Source organism: Microbacterium sp. SORGH_AS_0969, assembly GCF_030818255.1.
Taxonomy (GTDB): Bacteria; Actinomycetota; Actinomycetes; order Actinomycetales; family Microbacteriaceae; genus Microbacterium.
On record NZ_JAUTAG010000001.1, the window covers coordinates 2516756 to 2534141 of the forward strand.

Annotated in this window: 13 protein-coding genes; 12 read left to right on the forward strand and 1 reads right to left on the reverse strand. The window is 70.2% G+C overall.

What is annotated here, in order from left to right:
• Nucleotides 1-181: 181 nt before the first annotated feature.
• The 7 genes from QE388_RS11735 to QE388_RS11765 all read left to right on the forward strand — a co-directional run bounded on the left by QE388_RS11735 (nt 182) and on the right by QE388_RS11765 (nt 9766).
• Complete coding sequence (locus tag QE388_RS11735; RefSeq protein WP_307385487.1) at nt 182-2755, forward strand: hypothetical protein; 2574 nt, start codon at nt 182-184, stop codon at nt 2753-2755.
• Nucleotides 2756-2870: 115 nt separating this feature from the next.
• The gene (locus QE388_RS11740) at nt 2871-3947 is read left to right on the forward strand and encodes a hypothetical protein (RefSeq protein WP_307385488.1); all 1077 of its coding nucleotides are present in this window, start codon (nt 2871-2873) and stop codon (nt 3945-3947) included.
• Nucleotides 3948-3976: 29 nt separating this feature from the next.
• A complete protein-coding gene (locus tag QE388_RS11745) occupies nt 3977-5539 on the forward strand; it encodes an Ig domain-containing protein (protein ID WP_275799526.1) in 1563 nt (520 codons plus the stop codon).
• Between the two features lie 116 nt (nt 5540-5655).
• Nucleotides 5656-6804: a hypothetical protein gene (locus QE388_RS11750; protein WP_275799527.1), complete on the forward strand. Its 1149-nt coding sequence runs from the start codon at nt 5656-5658 to the stop codon at nt 6802-6804.
• Nucleotides 6801-7601 (forward strand): hypothetical protein, encoded by an 801-nt coding sequence (locus tag QE388_RS11755; protein WP_307385490.1) that lies wholly within the window; start codon nt 6801-6803, stop codon nt 7599-7601. The genes QE388_RS11750 and QE388_RS11755 overlap by 4 nt, the downstream gene beginning before the upstream one ends.
• Entirely contained in the window at nt 7598-8551 is a 954-nt protein-coding gene (locus QE388_RS11760) for a sortase (RefSeq protein WP_307385492.1), read from the forward strand. Before QE388_RS11755 ends, QE388_RS11760 begins: the two co-directional genes overlap by 4 nt.
• A 450-nt stretch (nt 8552-9001) precedes the next feature.
• Nucleotides 9002-9766 (forward strand): phosphate ABC transporter ATP-binding protein, encoded by a 765-nt coding sequence (locus QE388_RS11765; RefSeq protein WP_307387122.1) that lies wholly within the window; start codon nt 9002-9004, stop codon nt 9764-9766.
• A gap of 15 nt (nt 9767-9781) precedes the next feature.
• On the opposite strand, the gene QE388_RS11770 is transcribed toward QE388_RS11765, so the two are convergent.
• Nucleotides 9782-11179: a threonine/serine exporter ThrE family protein gene (locus tag QE388_RS11770; protein WP_307385493.1), complete on the reverse strand. Its 1398-nt coding sequence runs from the start codon at nt 11177-11179 to the stop codon at nt 9782-9784.
• A gap of 181 nt (nt 11180-11360) precedes the next feature.
• Here QE388_RS11770 and QE388_RS11775 point away from each other — a divergent pair, with 181 nt between their 5' ends.
• From QE388_RS11775 to galE, 5 genes are all read left to right on the forward strand, one after another.
• Nucleotides 11361-12647, forward strand: coding sequence for an aspartate kinase (locus tag QE388_RS11775; protein WP_275799532.1), 1287 nt, complete (start codon nt 11361-11363; stop codon nt 12645-12647).
• Nucleotides 12648-12866: 219 nt separating this feature from the next.
• The gene (locus QE388_RS11780; protein WP_307385494.1) at nt 12867-13940 is read left to right on the forward strand and encodes an aspartate-semialdehyde dehydrogenase; all 1074 of its coding nucleotides are present in this window, start codon (nt 12867-12869) and stop codon (nt 13938-13940) included.
• 101 nt (nt 13941-14041) lie between these two features.
• Complete coding sequence (locus tag QE388_RS11785; protein WP_275798054.1) at nt 14042-15514, forward strand: malate:quinone oxidoreductase; 1473 nt, start codon at nt 14042-14044, stop codon at nt 15512-15514.
• Nucleotides 15515-15518: 4 nt separating this feature from the next.
• Complete coding sequence (locus tag QE388_RS11790; RefSeq protein ID WP_307385496.1) at nt 15519-16124, forward strand: thymidine kinase; 606 nt, start codon at nt 15519-15521, stop codon at nt 16122-16124.
• Nucleotides 16125-16308: 184 nt separating this feature from the next.
• A complete protein-coding gene (galE, locus tag QE388_RS11795; RefSeq protein ID WP_307385497.1) occupies nt 16309-17337 on the forward strand; it encodes a UDP-glucose 4-epimerase GalE in 1029 nt (342 codons plus the stop codon).
• Nucleotides 17338-17386: the final 49 nt, after the last annotated feature.

Sequence of the window (17386 nt, forward strand, 5' to 3'; positions counted from 1 at the left end):
CGTTGACACCGCGTTCATCCCGCCGTCACCCGCCGCCCGTCCACTTGTCTCGACGCTTCTTCGAGAAGCACTCTGCAAAGGAAACCTCGTGTCTGAACACCGTGAGCGGCGAACCGCTGCGTCCCGCTCCGCGGGGCGACGCGCACGGACGGCGTCCGGTGCCCGGGCCGCGGATAGTGTCGTGTCGCGCGGGCGCCGGGCCCTGGCATCCGTCGTCGTCGGCACCCTCGCGGGTCTGACGATCTTCGCCCTGACCGGCGGGACAGGAGCGCTGTCCGCGATCGCCCCGTCGGCCGTCGCGGACGACTCCTCCGCGGTGACCGTCACGGCGAAGGATCAAGACCTCGACGTCGAGAACGCCCCGTTCCCCGACCTCTCGGTGACCGTCTCGCAGACGCGGGCGTTGGAGTCGCAGGGCATCGTCGTGTCGTGGACCGGGGGAAAGCCCTCGACCGTGCCGAGCTCGCAGATCGGCGGAGCGGACTTCCTGCAGGTCTTCCAGTGCTGGGGCGACGACCCGGCGCATCCGGGCACCCCCGACCGGACGACCTGCCAGTACGGGCTCGGAGGCGTCCCCGGCTCGCACCGCGACGATCCCCGCGACACCGACGCATCGGTCGCCGCAGAGGACAAGCCGTACACGGTCTTCGGTGACGGGTTCGCCACCCCGACCTACACGTCCATTCCCTTCCGGGGAGCGAACGGCCGCACCGTCGCCAACGTCGTCGACGGTGCCTACTCGTACACCAAGGACGCCGACGGCAAAGACGTCCTGGCCGACATGAACACGAACGAGTTCTTCTCGAAGTACACGACCAACATGGTGTCGTGGGCGGGGTCCGGCGGCGACGGCTCCGGGTCGGTGAAGTTCGAGGTCCAGACCGCGCTGCAGTCGCAGGGTCTCGGCTGCGGCTCACCCGTGACGGCCGCCGACGGCAGCGTGTCCGGTTCGAGCTGCTGGCTGGTCATCCTGCCTCGCGGGCAGCAGGACGGCGGGGCGTCCTTCATCACGAAGTCGGGGCTCTTCTGGGACGCGTGGAAGCACCGCATCGCGGTCAAGCTCGACTTCAAACCCCTGGGCGTCCGGTGCCCCATCGGCGCGGCCGAGCGGCAGCTCGCGGGAAGCGAGCTGATCAGCCGGGCGGTCTCGTCGTGGCAGCCCGTGGTCTGCAACCAGTCGGGCGGCTCGGTCTACTCGGCCATCACCGGGGCGGAGTCCGACGCGGCGCGCGCGGCGAACGGCACCGCACCGGCACCGCTCGCCCTGACCTCGCGCCCCCTGGATCCGAGCCTGGGCACCGACTCGCTGCGATACGCCCCCGTGGCCATCACGGGAGCGGCGATCTCGTTCGCGATCGACCGGAACCCGCGCCCGGGAGACGACACCGTGCCCGAGGACGTCCAGAAACGCGTCGGACTACCCTTCACCTCTCTGAAGCTGACCCCGCGACTCGTGGCGAAGCTGCTCACGAACTCGTACCTCGACTCGCTGCCGACCTTCGCCGACCGGGACCATCTGAGCCACAAGGACGGCGACGAGCGCGTGTACAACCCGCGCAACCTCGTCAGCGACCCCGACTTCCTCGCGATCAACGATCCCGAGTGGAAGTACCAGGCGCTCGCCGCGGCGTCCCTCGCCGACGCGCTGGTTCCGCAGGGGCGCTCCGACGCGGCCTGGGCGATCTGGCAGTACGTGATGAGTGACGAATCGGCTCGTCAGTTCCTCGCCGGCACCCCGGACGAATGGGGGATGACGGTCAATCCGTGGAGCTCGACGGATGCCGAGAAGAACCCCACGAAGGCCGCGTTGACCCTGCCGCGCGAAGACTTCCCCAAGGCCGACCCGGTCGAGCAGGCCGAGACGCCGTCGGCGGGGCCGGTCAACCTCGTGACCTGGCGTCCCTACGTCAACGATCTCGACTCCGGCGCGTACAACACGCTGCGCGGCGACGGTCTGACGCTCGGGGCGTGGGATCCGATCGCCGTGCCACCGAAGTACGGCAAAGCCGATCGGAGTCTGCCCGGGCGTCAGGCGGTCGTGGCGGTGACCGACACGGCATCCGCGGCCCGGTACCAGATCGTCACGGCGTCGCTGAAGAATCCGGCGGGGGAGTTCGTGGGAGCGACGACGGATGCCATGGCCGCCGCGGCCGCGGCCATGACGCCGACCGCCGGGCAGGCGCAGGTCGTGGCGTTCGACCCCGGTTCCCCGAGTGCGATCGCCGCGCGCGGCGCGTACCCGCTCACCATGCCCGTGTACGCGGCCATCAACCCGAAGTCCTCCGACGCGGAGCTCCGCAAGAGCTACGCCGCCTTCATCCGCTTCGCCGCGAAGGACGGGCAGCGTCCGGGAACGGCTCCCGGGCAGCTGCCGCAGGGATTCGTTCCGCTGCCCGAGGGATGGCAGACCCTCGCCCTCACGGCCGCGGACGACATCGAGGCGGGACGGATGCCGAGCCTCGGCGGCACACCGACCCCCGCGGCGAACGGCCCCGCGGCGGGCGTGCCCTTCCCCAGCGGCGGCGTCGTCGGCAGCGCCCCGGCCGCGGCCGCCCCCGCACCCGCGGCCCCGGCGCAGGCCTCCCCCCCGGACCCCGTGGCATCCGGTTCCGCCGCCCCCGCTCGGACGGGTGGCACCACACCCGACGATCCGGACATGGGCGCCCTGCCGGCCGCGCTGCCGGCCAGTGTCGCGGGTGGGCTCGCCGCCGCCTTCGCCGTGCCCCTCCTCGGACGACTGCGCCGACGGCTCTGACGCCGCGCCGGTCTCCGCTCCCCAGACCCGTCCTCTCGCAACTGAACACCCGAATCACATCTGTGCACCACACCAATCGAAAGGCATTGAGTTGAAGCTCAAGAAGCTGGCCGCCATGGGCGCGGCTTGCGGTATCGCGATCGCCGGCCTCGGCGTCGCCTCCATGGCCTCGGCCGAGCCGGTCTCGAACAGCTACTCGCTGGTCGGTTCCGACACGCTGCAGGACGCGGCCAACGCGATCACGAACGGAACGACCCTCACGGGCTCGCTCGTCCGTGTGACCTCCACCAACAAGACGCTCGGCAGCTTCGACGCGTTCGGTTCCACGGCCATCCAGACCAAGCAGGGCGGTCCGTTCTTCGGCCGTCCCGCCGGTTCGGGCGCGGGTGTCACGGCGCTCCGCGCCTCGATCACGGGTGCGCTGTACAGCGGCAACGCCGGCGTGCCGGCCCGCCAGATCACCGGCCAGGTCGACATCGCCCGCTCCTCGAGCGGTCCCGGCAACAACGCCAACGCCAACGGTCTGCTCGCGTACGTGCCCTTCGCGCGCGACGCGGTCGGTTTCGCGTTCCGCGGTGGCGACTCGTCGTGGTCCACGCTGACGCCCGCCCAGCTGAAGTCGATCTACGAGTGCAGCACGACGTCGATCGGTGGCGTCACCGTCAAGCCGCGCCTGCCCCAGAACGGCTCGGGGACGCGCAACTTCTTCCTCGGCGCCATCGGCAGCCCGACGCTCGGCTCGTGCGTCACCGACGCCAACGGCACCACGCCCGAGAACGACGCGTCGGTGCTCGGCACGAACGACCTCATCCCGTTCAGCGCCGCCAGCTGGATCGCCCAGGCGAACGGCGCCACCGGGGTCAACACGACGACGACCTCCGGTGTGAAGTTCGGCTCGCCCGTCAACCAGGAGCCCGCCTTCACGGGCACCGCGCCCAACCTCGTCCCCAACGTCGACTTCTATAAGGACGCGACCTTCGGCCGCGACACCTACCTGGTCGTCGAATACGCCCGCATCGTCCCCGGTGGCGACAAGTACGACGCGGGCCTCGCCAACCTCGTCAACCCGTCGGTCACCAACAGCCTCACCAGCTTCGGTTCGCTGCCGATCTCGGTCGGCGCGGTGAAGAAGAAGTTCGGCTTCCTCGCTCCCTCCACCACCACCATCCAGCGCGCGTTCGCGACGCTGTGACCTCTGAGAACGGAAAAGGACTCCACCTCATGAACATCAAGAAGTTCGGGACGATCGTCGCCGCGGCGACGGCGGTCTCGCTTCTCGCGGGCGGCTTCTCGGCCACCGCGGCGAACGCGGCCACGGGTGCGCCGCAGTTCTACCTCCTCGACGGCGGTGACGGACACCTCCTCGCCGACGACACCGTCCTGAACTGGGATTCGCAGGTCGTCGCCACGCCCGGACCGACCGTCGACGACATCACGGTGCTGTTCCCCGGCACGGCCGACGCGACCGGTGTCGCGTACTTCATCGCCCCCCAGGGCAAGGAGACCACGATGTCGGCCTGGACGGCGTCCAGCGACGGCGCCCTCACCCCCGGCACGGTCGACATCATGGCCCCGAACCTGACGCTCTCGGGCTTCCTGTTCGGCAACTGGGCCCAGGTCAAGGCGAACGGCGGTGACTTCAGCCTCGGCTTCGCGTGGACCCGCAACAACGGTCTGAACATCGCGGATGCCGGCGTGAAGTACGTGGGCATCCACGTCAAGCCCGGCGGCGACTGGACGTTCGACCCGCAGAGCTCCGGCCCCTCGGCCACGGCTCCGACCATCACGACCACCGCTCTCGGCACGGCCAAGGTCGGTGCGGCGTTCTCGCAGACGCTCACCGCCGACGGCACCGCCCCGATCACGTGGTCGATCAAGGACGGCGGGGCCCTTCCCGCCGGTCTGACCCTCGACGGCGCGACCGGTGTCGTGTCGGGCACGCCCACCACCGCCGGCTCGTACAGCTTCACCGTCGTCGCCACCAACAGCGCGGGCAGCAACGAGAAGGCGTTCACCGGCACGGTGGACACGGCCGCTCCGACCGCGCCGACGAAGCCCTCGGGCTCCTCGGCGAACAAGGTCGACGTGGCCGACCCCGCCAAGGGTGCGAAGACGATCACCGTCCCCGCGGGCGCCGCCAACAAGGGCAAGACCCTCGAGGCGTGGGCCTGGTCCGACCCGACCGACCTCGGTCAGGTCACCGACGACGGCAACGGCAACTTCTCGGTGGACATCTCGAGCCTGCCGGGCGGCGAGCACACCATCGCCCTGGTCGCCCCCGGCGACGCGACGTACACCGTCCTCGCCTGGGACACCTTCACGAAGCAGTCCGCTGCCGGTGACACCACCACCGACGCCGTCGACCTGTCGGCCGCGGTCACCGCGAGCGACCTGTGGTCGCTGAACGCCGAGGCCACCAAGGTCGACTTCGGCAGCGTGGCGCGCGACAAGAGCGTCACCAAGTCGCTCGGCAAGGTCACCGTCATCGACGACCGCAACGTTCTCAAGGGCTGGGACCTCACCGCCGCGTGGACCCCCTTCAAGAACGGCGCGGGCGACGAGATCCCCGCCACCGCGCTCGCCGTGGCGCCCAAGGCCTACACCGGCTACACCCCCATCACGGGTGTGACCGTCGGCACGGGTTCGAAGATCGCCTCCAGCACGGCCGTCACGACGCTCACCACCGGTGCGCTCTTCGACGCCGACCTCACCTTCACCGCCCCGAAGGACGCGCAGACGGGCGACTACACGTCGACCCTGACGGTCACCCTCACCTCCAAGTGAGCTGACCGGCGCCGGTGGCACGGGGGGATCCTCGCGATCCCCCCGTGCTGCCACACCATCAGCCCTCGTTCACCTCGGCGACACGCTCGTGTCGCCCCCACCTGCGGAGATAGAGCGTGTTCTCTTCGACCCTGCGGCACCGCCTCCCGGCTCTGGGTGCCGTCTCCCTCGTCACCGCGGCGATCATCGCCGGCCTCGGGATGCCGTCCGCCGCCACGGCTGCCACCGGCACCGCCGTCCTCGCGACCGACGATGCGCCCGCCGCCGGGAGCGAGTCGGCCGTCACCGTCGGCGTCGCCACCCGCCCCGCCGGAGAGGACGGGCGCCCCGACGGGCGGTCCCGCTTCACCTTCGCCGCCGACCCGGGACAGACGGTCACCGATCGCGTGCTCGTCGGCAACACCGGCACGGCCCGCCAGGACTTCACCGTCTACGCCACCGACGCGTTCAACGACGACGCCGGCGAGCTCTCCCTGCTCCCCACGGATGCCACTCCCACCTCGGTCGGGTCGTGGATCCGCTTCGACGACGGCAGCGACCGCGTGACGTTCGGCCTCGAGCCGCAGGAAGTGCGCCTGCTGACCTTCACCGTCGCGGTACCGGCGGACGCGACCCCGGGCGATCACGTCGGCGGGGTCGTGGCATCCGTCCTCGAGGCGGGCGCGCAGGTCACCGTCGACCGCCGCGTCGCGACCTCGGTCTTCGCGCGGGTCGCCGGTGACCTCCAACCGCAGCTGTCGCTCACGAGCTACGAGGCGTCGTATCAGGGGGACTGGTGGAACCCGTTCTCCGGGCACGTCCAGCTCCACTACACCGTGAGCAACCCCGGCAATGTCGCTCTCGCCGCGAACCTCACGTCGGGCACGCGAACGTGGCTCGGCATCCCGGCGACGGGGGAGCAGGGCGGCAAGGTTCCCGTCGTGCTGCCGGGCAACAGCGCGTCGTACGAGTCGACGGTCGACGGTGTCGGCCAATGGCTGTACCTGAACCCGTTCACGACCCTCAGCCCCTTCGTGGAGTCGCCCGACGCGTCGATGCAGGTGGTGGTGACGCCGATCACGCGTGACGCGGTGGCGTTCGCGGTTCCGTGGACGGTGCTGATCCTGGGAGTGCTGGCGGCGCTCGCGGTCCTGTTCTCGCGCTGGCGCCGGCGTCGCGACGAGGTGCGTGCCCGTGAGTGGATGGACTTCGTCGCCGAGACCGCGGCCGCGGACGCCGCCGCGGACGCCGCGGCGCTCGCGGGAACTCGGGCGGACGGTTCATGACGCGTCCCCGGCGATCGGCGCCGCACGGGGCGATGCCCCCGGTCGCGTCGCGACGCGTCGCCGCCGCGGGGATCGCGCTCGCCCTCGTCGTGCTCGCGGGTTCGGGTGCGGCGAGCGCCTCGGCTTCCCCGACGGATGACCCCGGCACCCTGTCCGTGACGATCACCGACGGATCGACGGCGACACCGTCTCCTCCCGTGTCGCCGGTGGCGACCGGGGGATCGAGCGTTCCGGGCGGGTCGGTTCCCGCCGGCGGCACGAGGCCGGTGCCCCTGCCCGCCACGGGCTCGAGCGGCTCCGGCGGCGGGGGCGTCGCCCCCGCGAGCGAGGTCAGCGTGGCCGGCATGGTCTACGTCGGGGGACTGAACGCCTCCGCGTTCCCCGAGCCCGATCCCACCGCCGGGATCGTCGACGTGTGGTTCACGGTGCGCAACGCCGCCTCGACCCCGATCGACGCGACGGCGGACTTCTGGATGGATGCCGGGATGTTCTCGCAGCGTCTGGATGCCGTCGACGGCGTCCAGGTGACCGCTCTGCAGCCGGGCGAGAGCCGGGTCGTCTCGGCTCGCCTCCGCCACGGGGGCCAGTGGACGCTGCTGTCGACCCACGTGACGCTCACCCCGCCGGAAAGCGTCGACGGCGTCGCCCTGACGCCGGTGACCCGTGACGCCCTCACCCTGCTCTTCCCGTGGGTGATCGCGGCCGCCGTCCTCCTCGGCGGTCTCGTCGTCCTGGTCGTGCAGATCGGCCGGGTGAGCGGTCGGGGCGAAGCGACTCCCGTGGCGGCGACGACGTGACCCTCCTCAATCGTCCCGCGGGCGCCGGAGCCGGCACCGCCCCGCGCCGCCCGCCCCGCCCGCCGCGCCGTCCGCCCCGCCCTCGTCCGACCTACGCGCCGCTGTCGCCGACGCAGGTGTTCCTGCGCGGGATGCTCGTATCGGTATCGGTGCTCGTGCTGGTCTTCCTGCTCAACCTCCTCGTCATCAGTCACGTCTCGCACTTCGCCGCGCAGCAGCAGCTGCGCGATACGTTCCGCGCTCAACTCGCCGCGGGGACCGCACCCGTCAGCGAGGGCGATTTCGAGGATCACCTCCTGGCGGACGGGGCACCGGTGGGCATCCTGTCCATCCCGCAGCTCGGCATCGACGAGGTCATCTCCGAAGGGACGACATCCGGCGTGCTGATGCACGGCCCCGGTCATCGCCGCGACACCGTGCTGCCCGGTCAGGCGGGGGTGAGCGTGATCATGGGACGCGCCGCGGCCTTCGGCGGCCCGTTCGCTCGCCTGCAGGCGCTGCAGCCGGGCGAGACCTTCACCGTGCGGACGGGGCAGGGCGAGCAGACGTTCGCGGTGCTCGGCGTGCGCTACGCCGGCGACCCGACCCCACCGGCCCCCGTGCGCGGTGAGAGCCGCCTCATCCTCATCACGGCTCGGGGCGGCCCGTACCTGCCGACCGGGATCGCCTACGTCGACGCGCGGGCGACAGGCCCCGCGGTGCCGGCGGGTGCGCGCCAGACGACGTCGATGACCCTGCCGCCCGAGGCCAAGCCGCTCGCCACCGATATGACCACCGTCTGGGCGCTCATCTTCGCGTTGCAGTTCCTCGTCGTCGCGGAGTTCGTGGCCGTCTGGGCGTATCGCCGCGTCGGCTGGCAGAAGACGTGGATCGTCTTCGCCCCCGTCCTCCTCCTGGCGAGCGTGTTCGTTGCCGACCAGCTCGTCCGCCTTCTTCCCAACCTTCTCTGAGCGGTATCGATCATGACCTCCACCCCCGAAGCCCACGATCCGGCCTCCGAAGCCCGCGAGGGTGTCCGCGACAGTCCGCGCGCCGACCTCCCGCGCCCCGACCTCGAGTACACCGAGGTCGTGCCGCTCGACGCGGCGTCACCCGCGTCCGATCCGTACATGACGGATGTGCTCAGCGCCGACGAGGCGCGCATCATCGCCGAGATCGAGCTCGAGAACCTCAGCGCGGGGATGGCGGGTGTGCCCGCTGCCGATGCCCCCTCCACCCGCCGTGCGGGTCGAACGGCTCCCCGTCCCGTCGGTGTCGACACCCCCGCGCTGGTCACCACCGCGTCCCCGATCGACGCGCACACGGCGGTGCTGGTCCCGCCGTCCTCCGCTCCTCTCGGTGAGGTCGCGGCATCCGTTCGACCCGCTCCGATCGATCCGCCCGCGAGCCCGCTCTCCGAATTGGATGCGCGATCGATCTCGGCGTGGTTCGGCGATCACCAGGTGCTCCTCGACGTGTCGCTGACCATGCCCGCCGGACAGGTGACCGCCCTCATCGGTCCGTCCGGCTGCGGCAAGTCCACGTTCCTGCGCATCCTCAACCGGATGCACGAGCTCGTCCCCTCGGCGGCGCTCGCCGGGGAGGTGCTGCTCGACGGTGACGACATCTACGACTCGGGGCACCGACTCATCGACGCGCGCAAGAACATCGGCATGGTGTTCCAGAAGCCCAACCCCTTCCCGGCGATGTCGATCTACGACAACGTCATCGCGGGACTGAAACTCACCGGCAAACGCGCCGCGCGCGACGAGAAGGACCACCTCGTCGAGACGTCGTTGCAGAGCGCCGGGCTGTGGAAAGAGGTCAAGGACAGGCTGAGGGCTCCCGGCGGCGGCCTGTCGGGCGGTCAGCAGCAGCGCCTGTGCATCGCCCGCTCGCTCGCGATCAAGCCCAAGGTGCTGCTGATGGACGAGCCGTGCTCGGCGCTGGATCCCACGTCCACGCGCGTCATCGAGGAGACGATGGGCGAACTGCAGAAAGAGCTGACGATCGTGATCGTCACGCACAACATGCAGCAGGCGCAGCGCGTATCGCAGCAGTGCGCCTTCTTCCTGGCATCCCAGGGGCAGCCCGGTCACATCGTCGAGCACGGCGACACGGATGCCATGTTCGACTCGCCCATCGACCCGCGCACCTACGACTACGTCAACGGGCGCTTCGGGTAGGGCTCGGCCGCGCGCTCAGCGCCGCGTGCGCGCCCGTGTCCGCACCACGCTCGACAGCGTCGCCCGGACGGGCTGACCGAGGTAGATGCCGAGCGAGGCCCCGACCGCGAGCGCGATCCCGATGGTCGCCGCCCCCGTGAGCGTCGTGACACCCGTCATGAGCACCGCCGGGTCGTCGCCCGACTCCACGATCCCCAGCAGCCCGCGGAACACCGCCGCTCCGGGGACCATCGGCAGGATCGCCGCGGTCGTGATCGCCACCGACGGCACGTGCAGGCGGTACGCGACGACGATGCCGGCGAAGCTGCCGATGAAGGCGCCGACGCCGCTCGCCGCGGCGACCTCGAAGCCCAGCGACGAGGCACCGACGTATCCCGCCCAGGCGACCAGGCTCAGGGCAGCGCTGACGACGATGATCCGCGCTCCCGCGCCGTTGATCACCGCGACGGCGATCGCGATGACCGCGGCGCCGATGAACTGCACGCCGACCGGCCCGAGGGGGAGGGCGTTCGACGGGGGAGACATCCCCATCCCGAGCACGCGCACGGTCTCGAGCCCCGCGAGGATCCCGAGGACCACACCGAGCGTCTGCGTGGTCAGCTCGAGGATGCGGCCGGTCGCGGTGAGCGCGAAGCCGTCGATGGCATCCTGAGCCGCTCCCACCACGGTCAGTCCCGCGAGCATGAGGACGATCCCGGATGCCACGATCACCGACGGTCGGATCGCGGCGGCCGCGTCGATCCCGGTGTACCGCAGCAGGGGAGACAGCGCCGCGACGACGGTCAACACGAAGCCACCCGCGATCTGTGCGAAGAAGTACGGCACGCGCGCCCGGGCCAGAACGTGTTGCGTGGTCGCGGCGAGGCCCGCCGCGATGAACGACAGCACCAGCGCGAGCCAGTTCGCGCCGAACATGATCGCGACCCCCACGGCCAGGCCGGCTTGCGCTGCGATGACGATCGCCGGGCGGTAGCGGAACGGGAGCCGCCGGATCGCCCGGCATCGCGCGATGGCGTCGTCGAGCGCGAGCCCGCCGGTGATCTCGGTCACGAGGGACTGCAGCCGCTGGAGCTTCGCGTGGTCGGGCACCGACCCCCGCACGACGCGCAGCAGGGTCGTGGGGTGCGAGGCGCCGGGGCGACTGTGCGCGATCGTGATCGAATTGTAGGTGACGTCGACGTGCACCGGGTCCAGGCCGTAGGCGCCGCAGACCCGCACGATCGTCAGCGTCACCTCGTTCGCCGGTGCTCCGACGACGAGCATCGTCTCGCCGATGCGGATCGCGAGATCGAGGATGCGCGCCGAGAACGCCTCGTCGATGACGGGGAGCAGGTGCGTGTCGGGGGAGCCGAAGTCCTCGGTGTGCACGAGACGACGCAATGACGACAGCAGTCGGCGCGGGGTGGGGGACAACCGCGAGCCTCCAGGGGCAGAGAACCGGGTGGGGGAGGCTCGATCCTATCCGCGCGGGCTGATCGGGCTCCGCGCATGGCGGAGGTGGCATACCCGCGCCCCTAGGATGGACCCTCGGGTGCGGCATCCGAGCGCCCCGTCGTGGCATCCCGACGCTCGTCCCTCCCCGGGAGTTTCCCTTATGGCGCTGATCGTCCAGAAGTACGGCGGTTCCTCCGTCGCCGACGCCGAGAGCATCAAGCGCGTCGCCAAGCGCATCGTCGACACGCGTCGCGCGGGTCACGAGGTCGTCGTCGCCGTCAGCGCGATGGGCGACACGACCGACGAGCTGCTCGACCTCGCGGGTCAGGTCGCTCCGATCCCCGCTCCGCGCGAGCTCGACATGCTGCTGTCGTCGGGCGAGCGCATCTCGATGGCGCTGCTGGCCATGGCGATCCACTCGATGGGCTTCGAGGCCCGTTCCTTCACCGGCAGCCAGGCGGGGATGATCACGGATGCCACGCACGGCGCCGCCCGCATCGTCGACGTCACGCCCGTGCGTCTGCGCGAAGCGCTCGACGAGGGCGCGATCGTCATCGTCGCCGGCTTCCAGGGCTTCAACCGCGACACCCGCGACATCACCACGCTCGGTCGCGGCGGCTCCGACACCACGGCTGTCGCTCTGGCCGCCGCCCTGAACGCCGACGTGTGCGAGATCTACAGCGACGTCGACGGCATCTTCACCGCCGACCCCCGCGTCGTGCCCCTGGCCCGCAAGCTCGACCGCGTCGGCAGCGAAGAGATGCTCGAGCTCGCCGCCAACGGCGCGAAGGTCCTCTACATCCGCGCCGTCGAGTACGCGCGCCGCCACGGCGTGCTGATCCACGCGCGGTCCACGTTCAGCTCGGGCGAGGGCACCTGGGTGCTCGACGCCTCCAAGTCCTCCCCCCTCGTCCCCGAAAGTGAAGCCATGGAAGAGCCCATCGTCGCCGGCGTCGCCACCGACCTCAGCCAGGCGAAGATCACCGTCATCGGCGTCCCCGACGTCCCCGGCAAGGCCGCCGACATCTTCAAGATCGTCGCGAAGTCGGGCGCGAACGTCGACATGATCGTGCAGAACGTCTCGGCCGCCGCGACCGGTCGCACCGACATCTCGTTCACGCTGCCCAAGACCGATGCCACGACGGCGCTGAAGGCGCTCGCTGGCGAGCAGGCCGAGGTCGGGTTCGAGAGCCTCGTGCACGACGACCAGATCGGCAAGCTGTCGGTCGTGGGCGCGGGCATGCGCACGCACTCGGGCGTCTCGGCGACGCTGTTCGAGGCGCTGAGCATGGCGGGCGTCAACATCGAGATGATCTCGACCTCCGAGATCCGCATCTCGGTGGTCGTGCGCGGCGTCGACCTCGCCGAGGCCGCGCGTCTCGTGCACACCGCCTACGGTCTGGACGGCGAGGCCGAGGCCACCGTCCACGCCGGCACCGGTCGCTGACGCGCGCGGCCGCTCGTCCGCGCGCGCCGCTGTGCAAAACTCCTGAGTTCTCGAGCGGCGCCGCGCCGTACCCGCGAGATCCCGCCATTCTGGTGCGAATCCCCGTCGTTTTCTCCGGAGTTCGGCCCGCTCGAGGCGAGCGTATCGCGCGGTCCGCGCTACCCTGACCCGAACGCCGCGCGTCGCGGCATCCACTCCCGAACACCCGAGGTACTTCGCATGACCCGCATCTCCGATTCCGGAATCTCCCTCGCCGTCGTCGGCGCCACCGGTCAGGTCGGCTCCGTCATGCTCGAGATCCTCGCCGAGCGGGCGTTCCCGATTCGCGAACTGCGCCTCTTCGCCACGGCGCGCTCCGCCGGCACCTCGATCGAGTTCGGTGGCCACTCGGTCGTCGTCGAAGACGTCGCCACGGCTGATCCTGCCGGCGTCGAGGTCGCCCTGTTCTCGGCCGGTGCCACCGGTTCGCGCGCGCACGCTCCCCGCTTCGCCGAGGCCGGTGCCCTCGTCATCGACAACTCGAGCGCCTGGCGCATGGACCCCGAGGTTCCGCTCGTCGTGAGCGAGGTCAACCCGCACGCGATCGACGACGAGGCCGTCAAGGGCATCGTCGCGAACCCCAACTGCACGACCATGGCCGCGATGCCGGTGCTGAAGGTGCTCGACACCGAGGCGGGCCTCGAGCGCCTCATCGTCAGCACCTACCAGGCGGTCTCGGGCTCCGGCCTCGCGGGCGCCCAGGAGCTCCTCGGTCAGGTCGAGGGCGTTCTCGCGCAGGGCGACGTCGAGCGGCTCGTCCGCGACGGCTCGGCCCTCGACTTCCCGCAGCCCGGGAAGTACGTCGCCCCCATCGCGTTCGACGTCATCCCCTTCGCGGGCAACCTCGTCGACGACGGCCTCAACGAGACCGACGAAGAGAAGAAGCTCCGCAACGAGAGCCGCAAGATCCTCGAGCTGCCCGACCTCCGTGTCGCGGGCACGTGCGTGCGCGTCCCCGTCTTCACGGGCCACTCGCTCAGCATCAATGCGGAGTTCGCCCGCGACCTCTCGCCCGAGCGTGCGCGCGAGCTCCTCGCCGACGCTCCCGGGGTGAAGCTCGAAGAGGTCCCCACGCCGCTCCAGGCGGCCGGCACCGACCCGAGCTACGTCGGACGCATCCGCGCGGACCAGTCCGCTCCCGAGGGCAGGGGGCTCGTGCTGTTCGTCAGCAACGACAACCTGCGCAAGGGCGCCGCGCTCAACGCCGTGCAGATCGCCGAGATCGTCGCGCAGAAGCTCGCCGCGCGCGTCTGACCCGACGGCATCCGGATGCCGTGAGCCGGGGTTGTCTCGACATCGAACCGACCGATCTCTCGATGTCGAGAGACCTTGCAGCCCGCGCCTAGAATCGTCGGGTGACTGAAAACGTCGATGTTCTCCTCATCGGTGGCGGCATCATGTCCGCCACTCTCGGCACGCTGCTGAAAGACCTCCAGCCCGATCTGAAGATCGCGGTCATGGAGCGTTTGAGCGACGTCGCACAGGAGAGCTCGAACGCCTGGAACAACGCGGGCACCGGTCACGCGGCGCTCTGCGAGTTGAACTACACGCCCGAGGCGAAGGACGGCTCTATCGACCCCGCCAAGGCGATCACGATCAACGAGCAGTTCCAGCAGAGCCGCCAGCTGTGGGCCTCGCTGGTCGCCGAGGGCGTGCTCGACGAGCCGTCGACGTTCATCAACGCGACCCCGCACATGACCTTCGTCAGGGGAGAGAAAGACGTCGCGTTCCTCCGCAAGCGCTACGAGGTCCTCAAGGAGCAGCCCCTGTTCGCGGGAATCGAGTACACCGAGGACTCGCGGGTCATCAACCAGTGGGCGCCGCTGCTCATGCAGAAGCGCCGCAAGGGCGAGCCCTTCGCGGCCACGCGCGTCCCCGCCGGTACGGACGTCGACTTCGGCTCGCTCACGCGACAGCTCTTCGCGAACCTGCGCGAGAAGGGTGTGGAGGTCGTCACCAACCACGACGTCAAGAAGCTGAAGAAGCAGAAGGACGGCTCGTGGGAGGTGTCCTACCGCCACGTGATCGGCGGAACACCGGGCTCGATCAACGCGACCTTCGTCTTCGTGGGTGCGGGCGGCTGGGCGCTCAAGCTCCTGCAGCGTTCCGGCATCCCCGAGATCAAGGGCTACGGCGTCTTCCCGATCGGCGGGCAGTGGCTCAAGACCTCCAACCCCGACATCGTCGCGAAGCACCGCGCGAAGGTCTACTCGCAGGCGTCGGTCGGTGCCCCGCCGATGTCGGTTCCGCATCTCGACACGCGCGTCATCGACGGGGAGTCCTCGCTGCTGTTCGGCCCGTTCGCCACGTTCAGCCCCAAGTTCCTCAAGAACGGGTCGATGCTCGACATCGTGACGCAGGTGCGCCCGCACAACCTCCTGCCCATGCTGAAGGTCGCCGTCGACAACCCGGGTCTCATCAAGTACCTGATCAGCGAGCTCCTGAAGACGCATGCGAAGAAGGTCGACAGCCTCCGCGACTTCATGCCAACGGCGAAGGCCGAGGATTGGGAGCTGCTCGACGCGGGCCAGCGCGCTCAGGTGATGAAGAAAGACAAAGACAAGGGCGGTGTGCTCCAGTTCGGCACCGAGGTCATCACGGCCTCCGACCGCTCGATCGCCGGTCTCCTCGGTGCGTCCCCGGGCGCGTCCACGGCGGTGTCGATCATGCTCGGCCTGATCAAGACGTGCTTCCCCGAACGCATGCCCGAGTGGGAGCCGCGTCTGCGCGAGCTCATCCCGAGCTACGGCGAGTCACTCAACACCCACCCCGAGGCGGCGCGCCGAGAACTGGATGCCACGGCCCAGGCGCTGAAGATCAACCCCTGATCCCGTGGCGAAGCTGTACTTCCGCTACGGAGCGATGAACTCGGGCAAGTCGACGGCCCTGCTGCAGGCGGCGTACAACTACGAGGAACGCGGACAGCGCGTGCTGCTCGCCAAGCCCGAGATCGACACCAAGGGCGCCGACCAGATCGAAAGCCGCTTGGGCGTGAGCCGCCCGGTCGACTTCCTCGTGGGCCCCGACGACGACCTGCGCGCGGTGTTCGCCGCGGCTGCCGGCCCCGACCCCGTCGCCTCGCTCCTGGTCGACGAGGCGCAATTCTTCACCCCGGCGCAGGTCGACGACCTCTTGCGCATCGCGGTGCTCGACGACGTGCCGGTGCTCGCCTACGGCATCCGTACCGATTTCCGCACGGAGGCCTTCCCGGGGTCGGCGCGGCTCATGGAGATCGCGCACAGCCTCGAAGAGCTCAAGACCATCTGCCGGTGCGGACGCAAGGCGATCTTCAACGCGAGGTTGGTGGGCGGGCGCTTCGTCTTCGACGGCGATCAGGTGGCGATCGACGAGGGGCAGATCCAGGGCGAGGTCACGTACGAGTCGATGTGCGCGGCGTGCTACCTGCGCGAGTCCGGCGGCCGTCTCGACGGACGCTGAGACGCCGGACGCCGTCCCCGGCTCGCCCGGCGCGCCGCCCCTGGGCCAGGAGTGCGTCGGAGGCTGATTTGCGGCATATGCCCGCAGGGGATCCGGTCCGGTGTGCAGATGGCGCAAGTCAGCACTCGACGACCCGACGATCGGACGAACCGGGGACGTCGGCGCCGAACGATAGCCTGGGAGTATGCGCGTACTCCTGGCCGGCGGTGCCGGTTACATCGGAACCCACACGGCCGTCGCCCTCCTCGAAGCCGGCCATGATGTCGTCCTCCTCGACGACCTGTCCGGTACTCACGAGGTCGCCGCCGAGCGCGTGGAGCGCATCACGGGCAAGCCCGCGCCGCTCGTCATCGGCGACGCCGCCGATGACGCGGTCGTCTCTGCTGCCTTCGAGGCGCACGGACCCATCGACGCGATCATCCACCTCGCCGCCTTCAAAGCGGTGGGGGAGTCCACGCAGAAGCCCCTGGAGTACTACTCCAACAACCTCGACACCACGTTCGCGCTCCTTCGCGTGGGCCTGGCGCACGGCATCCGGTCGTTCGTGTTCTCGTCCACCGGGACCGTGTACTCCGACCCGGCCGACCTGCCGTTCACCGAAGAGTCGACGACGAGCATCGACCTCTCGAACGCGTACAGCAAGTCGAAGCGCATGAACGAGGTCGTCCTCGCCGACGTCGCCCGCGTGAACCCCGAGCTCAACGTGACGGTGCTCCGCTACTTCAACCCGGTCGGTGCGCACCCGTCCGGCCTGATCGGCGAAGACCCAGCCGGCATCCCGAACAATCTCATGCCCTACGTCTCGCGGGTCGCGATCGGAACGCTCGACGAGGTCGGCGTCTTCGGCGACGACTACGACACCCCCGACGGCACCGGTCTGCGCGACTACATCCATGTCGTCGACCTCGCCGAGGGGCACGTCGCTGCGCTCGAGCAGGCGCAGCCGGGGCACCAGGTCTTCAACCTCGGCACCGGGCGGCCCGTGAGCGTGCTCGAGCTCGTCGCCTCGTTCGAGAAGGCCGTCGGGCACGAACTCCCGAAGCGGATCCTCGCCCGCAGACCCGGCGACGTCGCCGCCACCTACTGCGACCCGACCAAGGCGGCCGACGTGCTCGGCTGGCGCACGCGCCTCACCATCGACGACGCCTGCCGCGACTACTGGAACTGGCAGACGACGAACCCGGCCGGGTACGCCACCCCCGCCGACGCCTGACGATCCGCGCGTAGGCTGATGTGGTCCGGCCACATCGGCCCGACCGGAC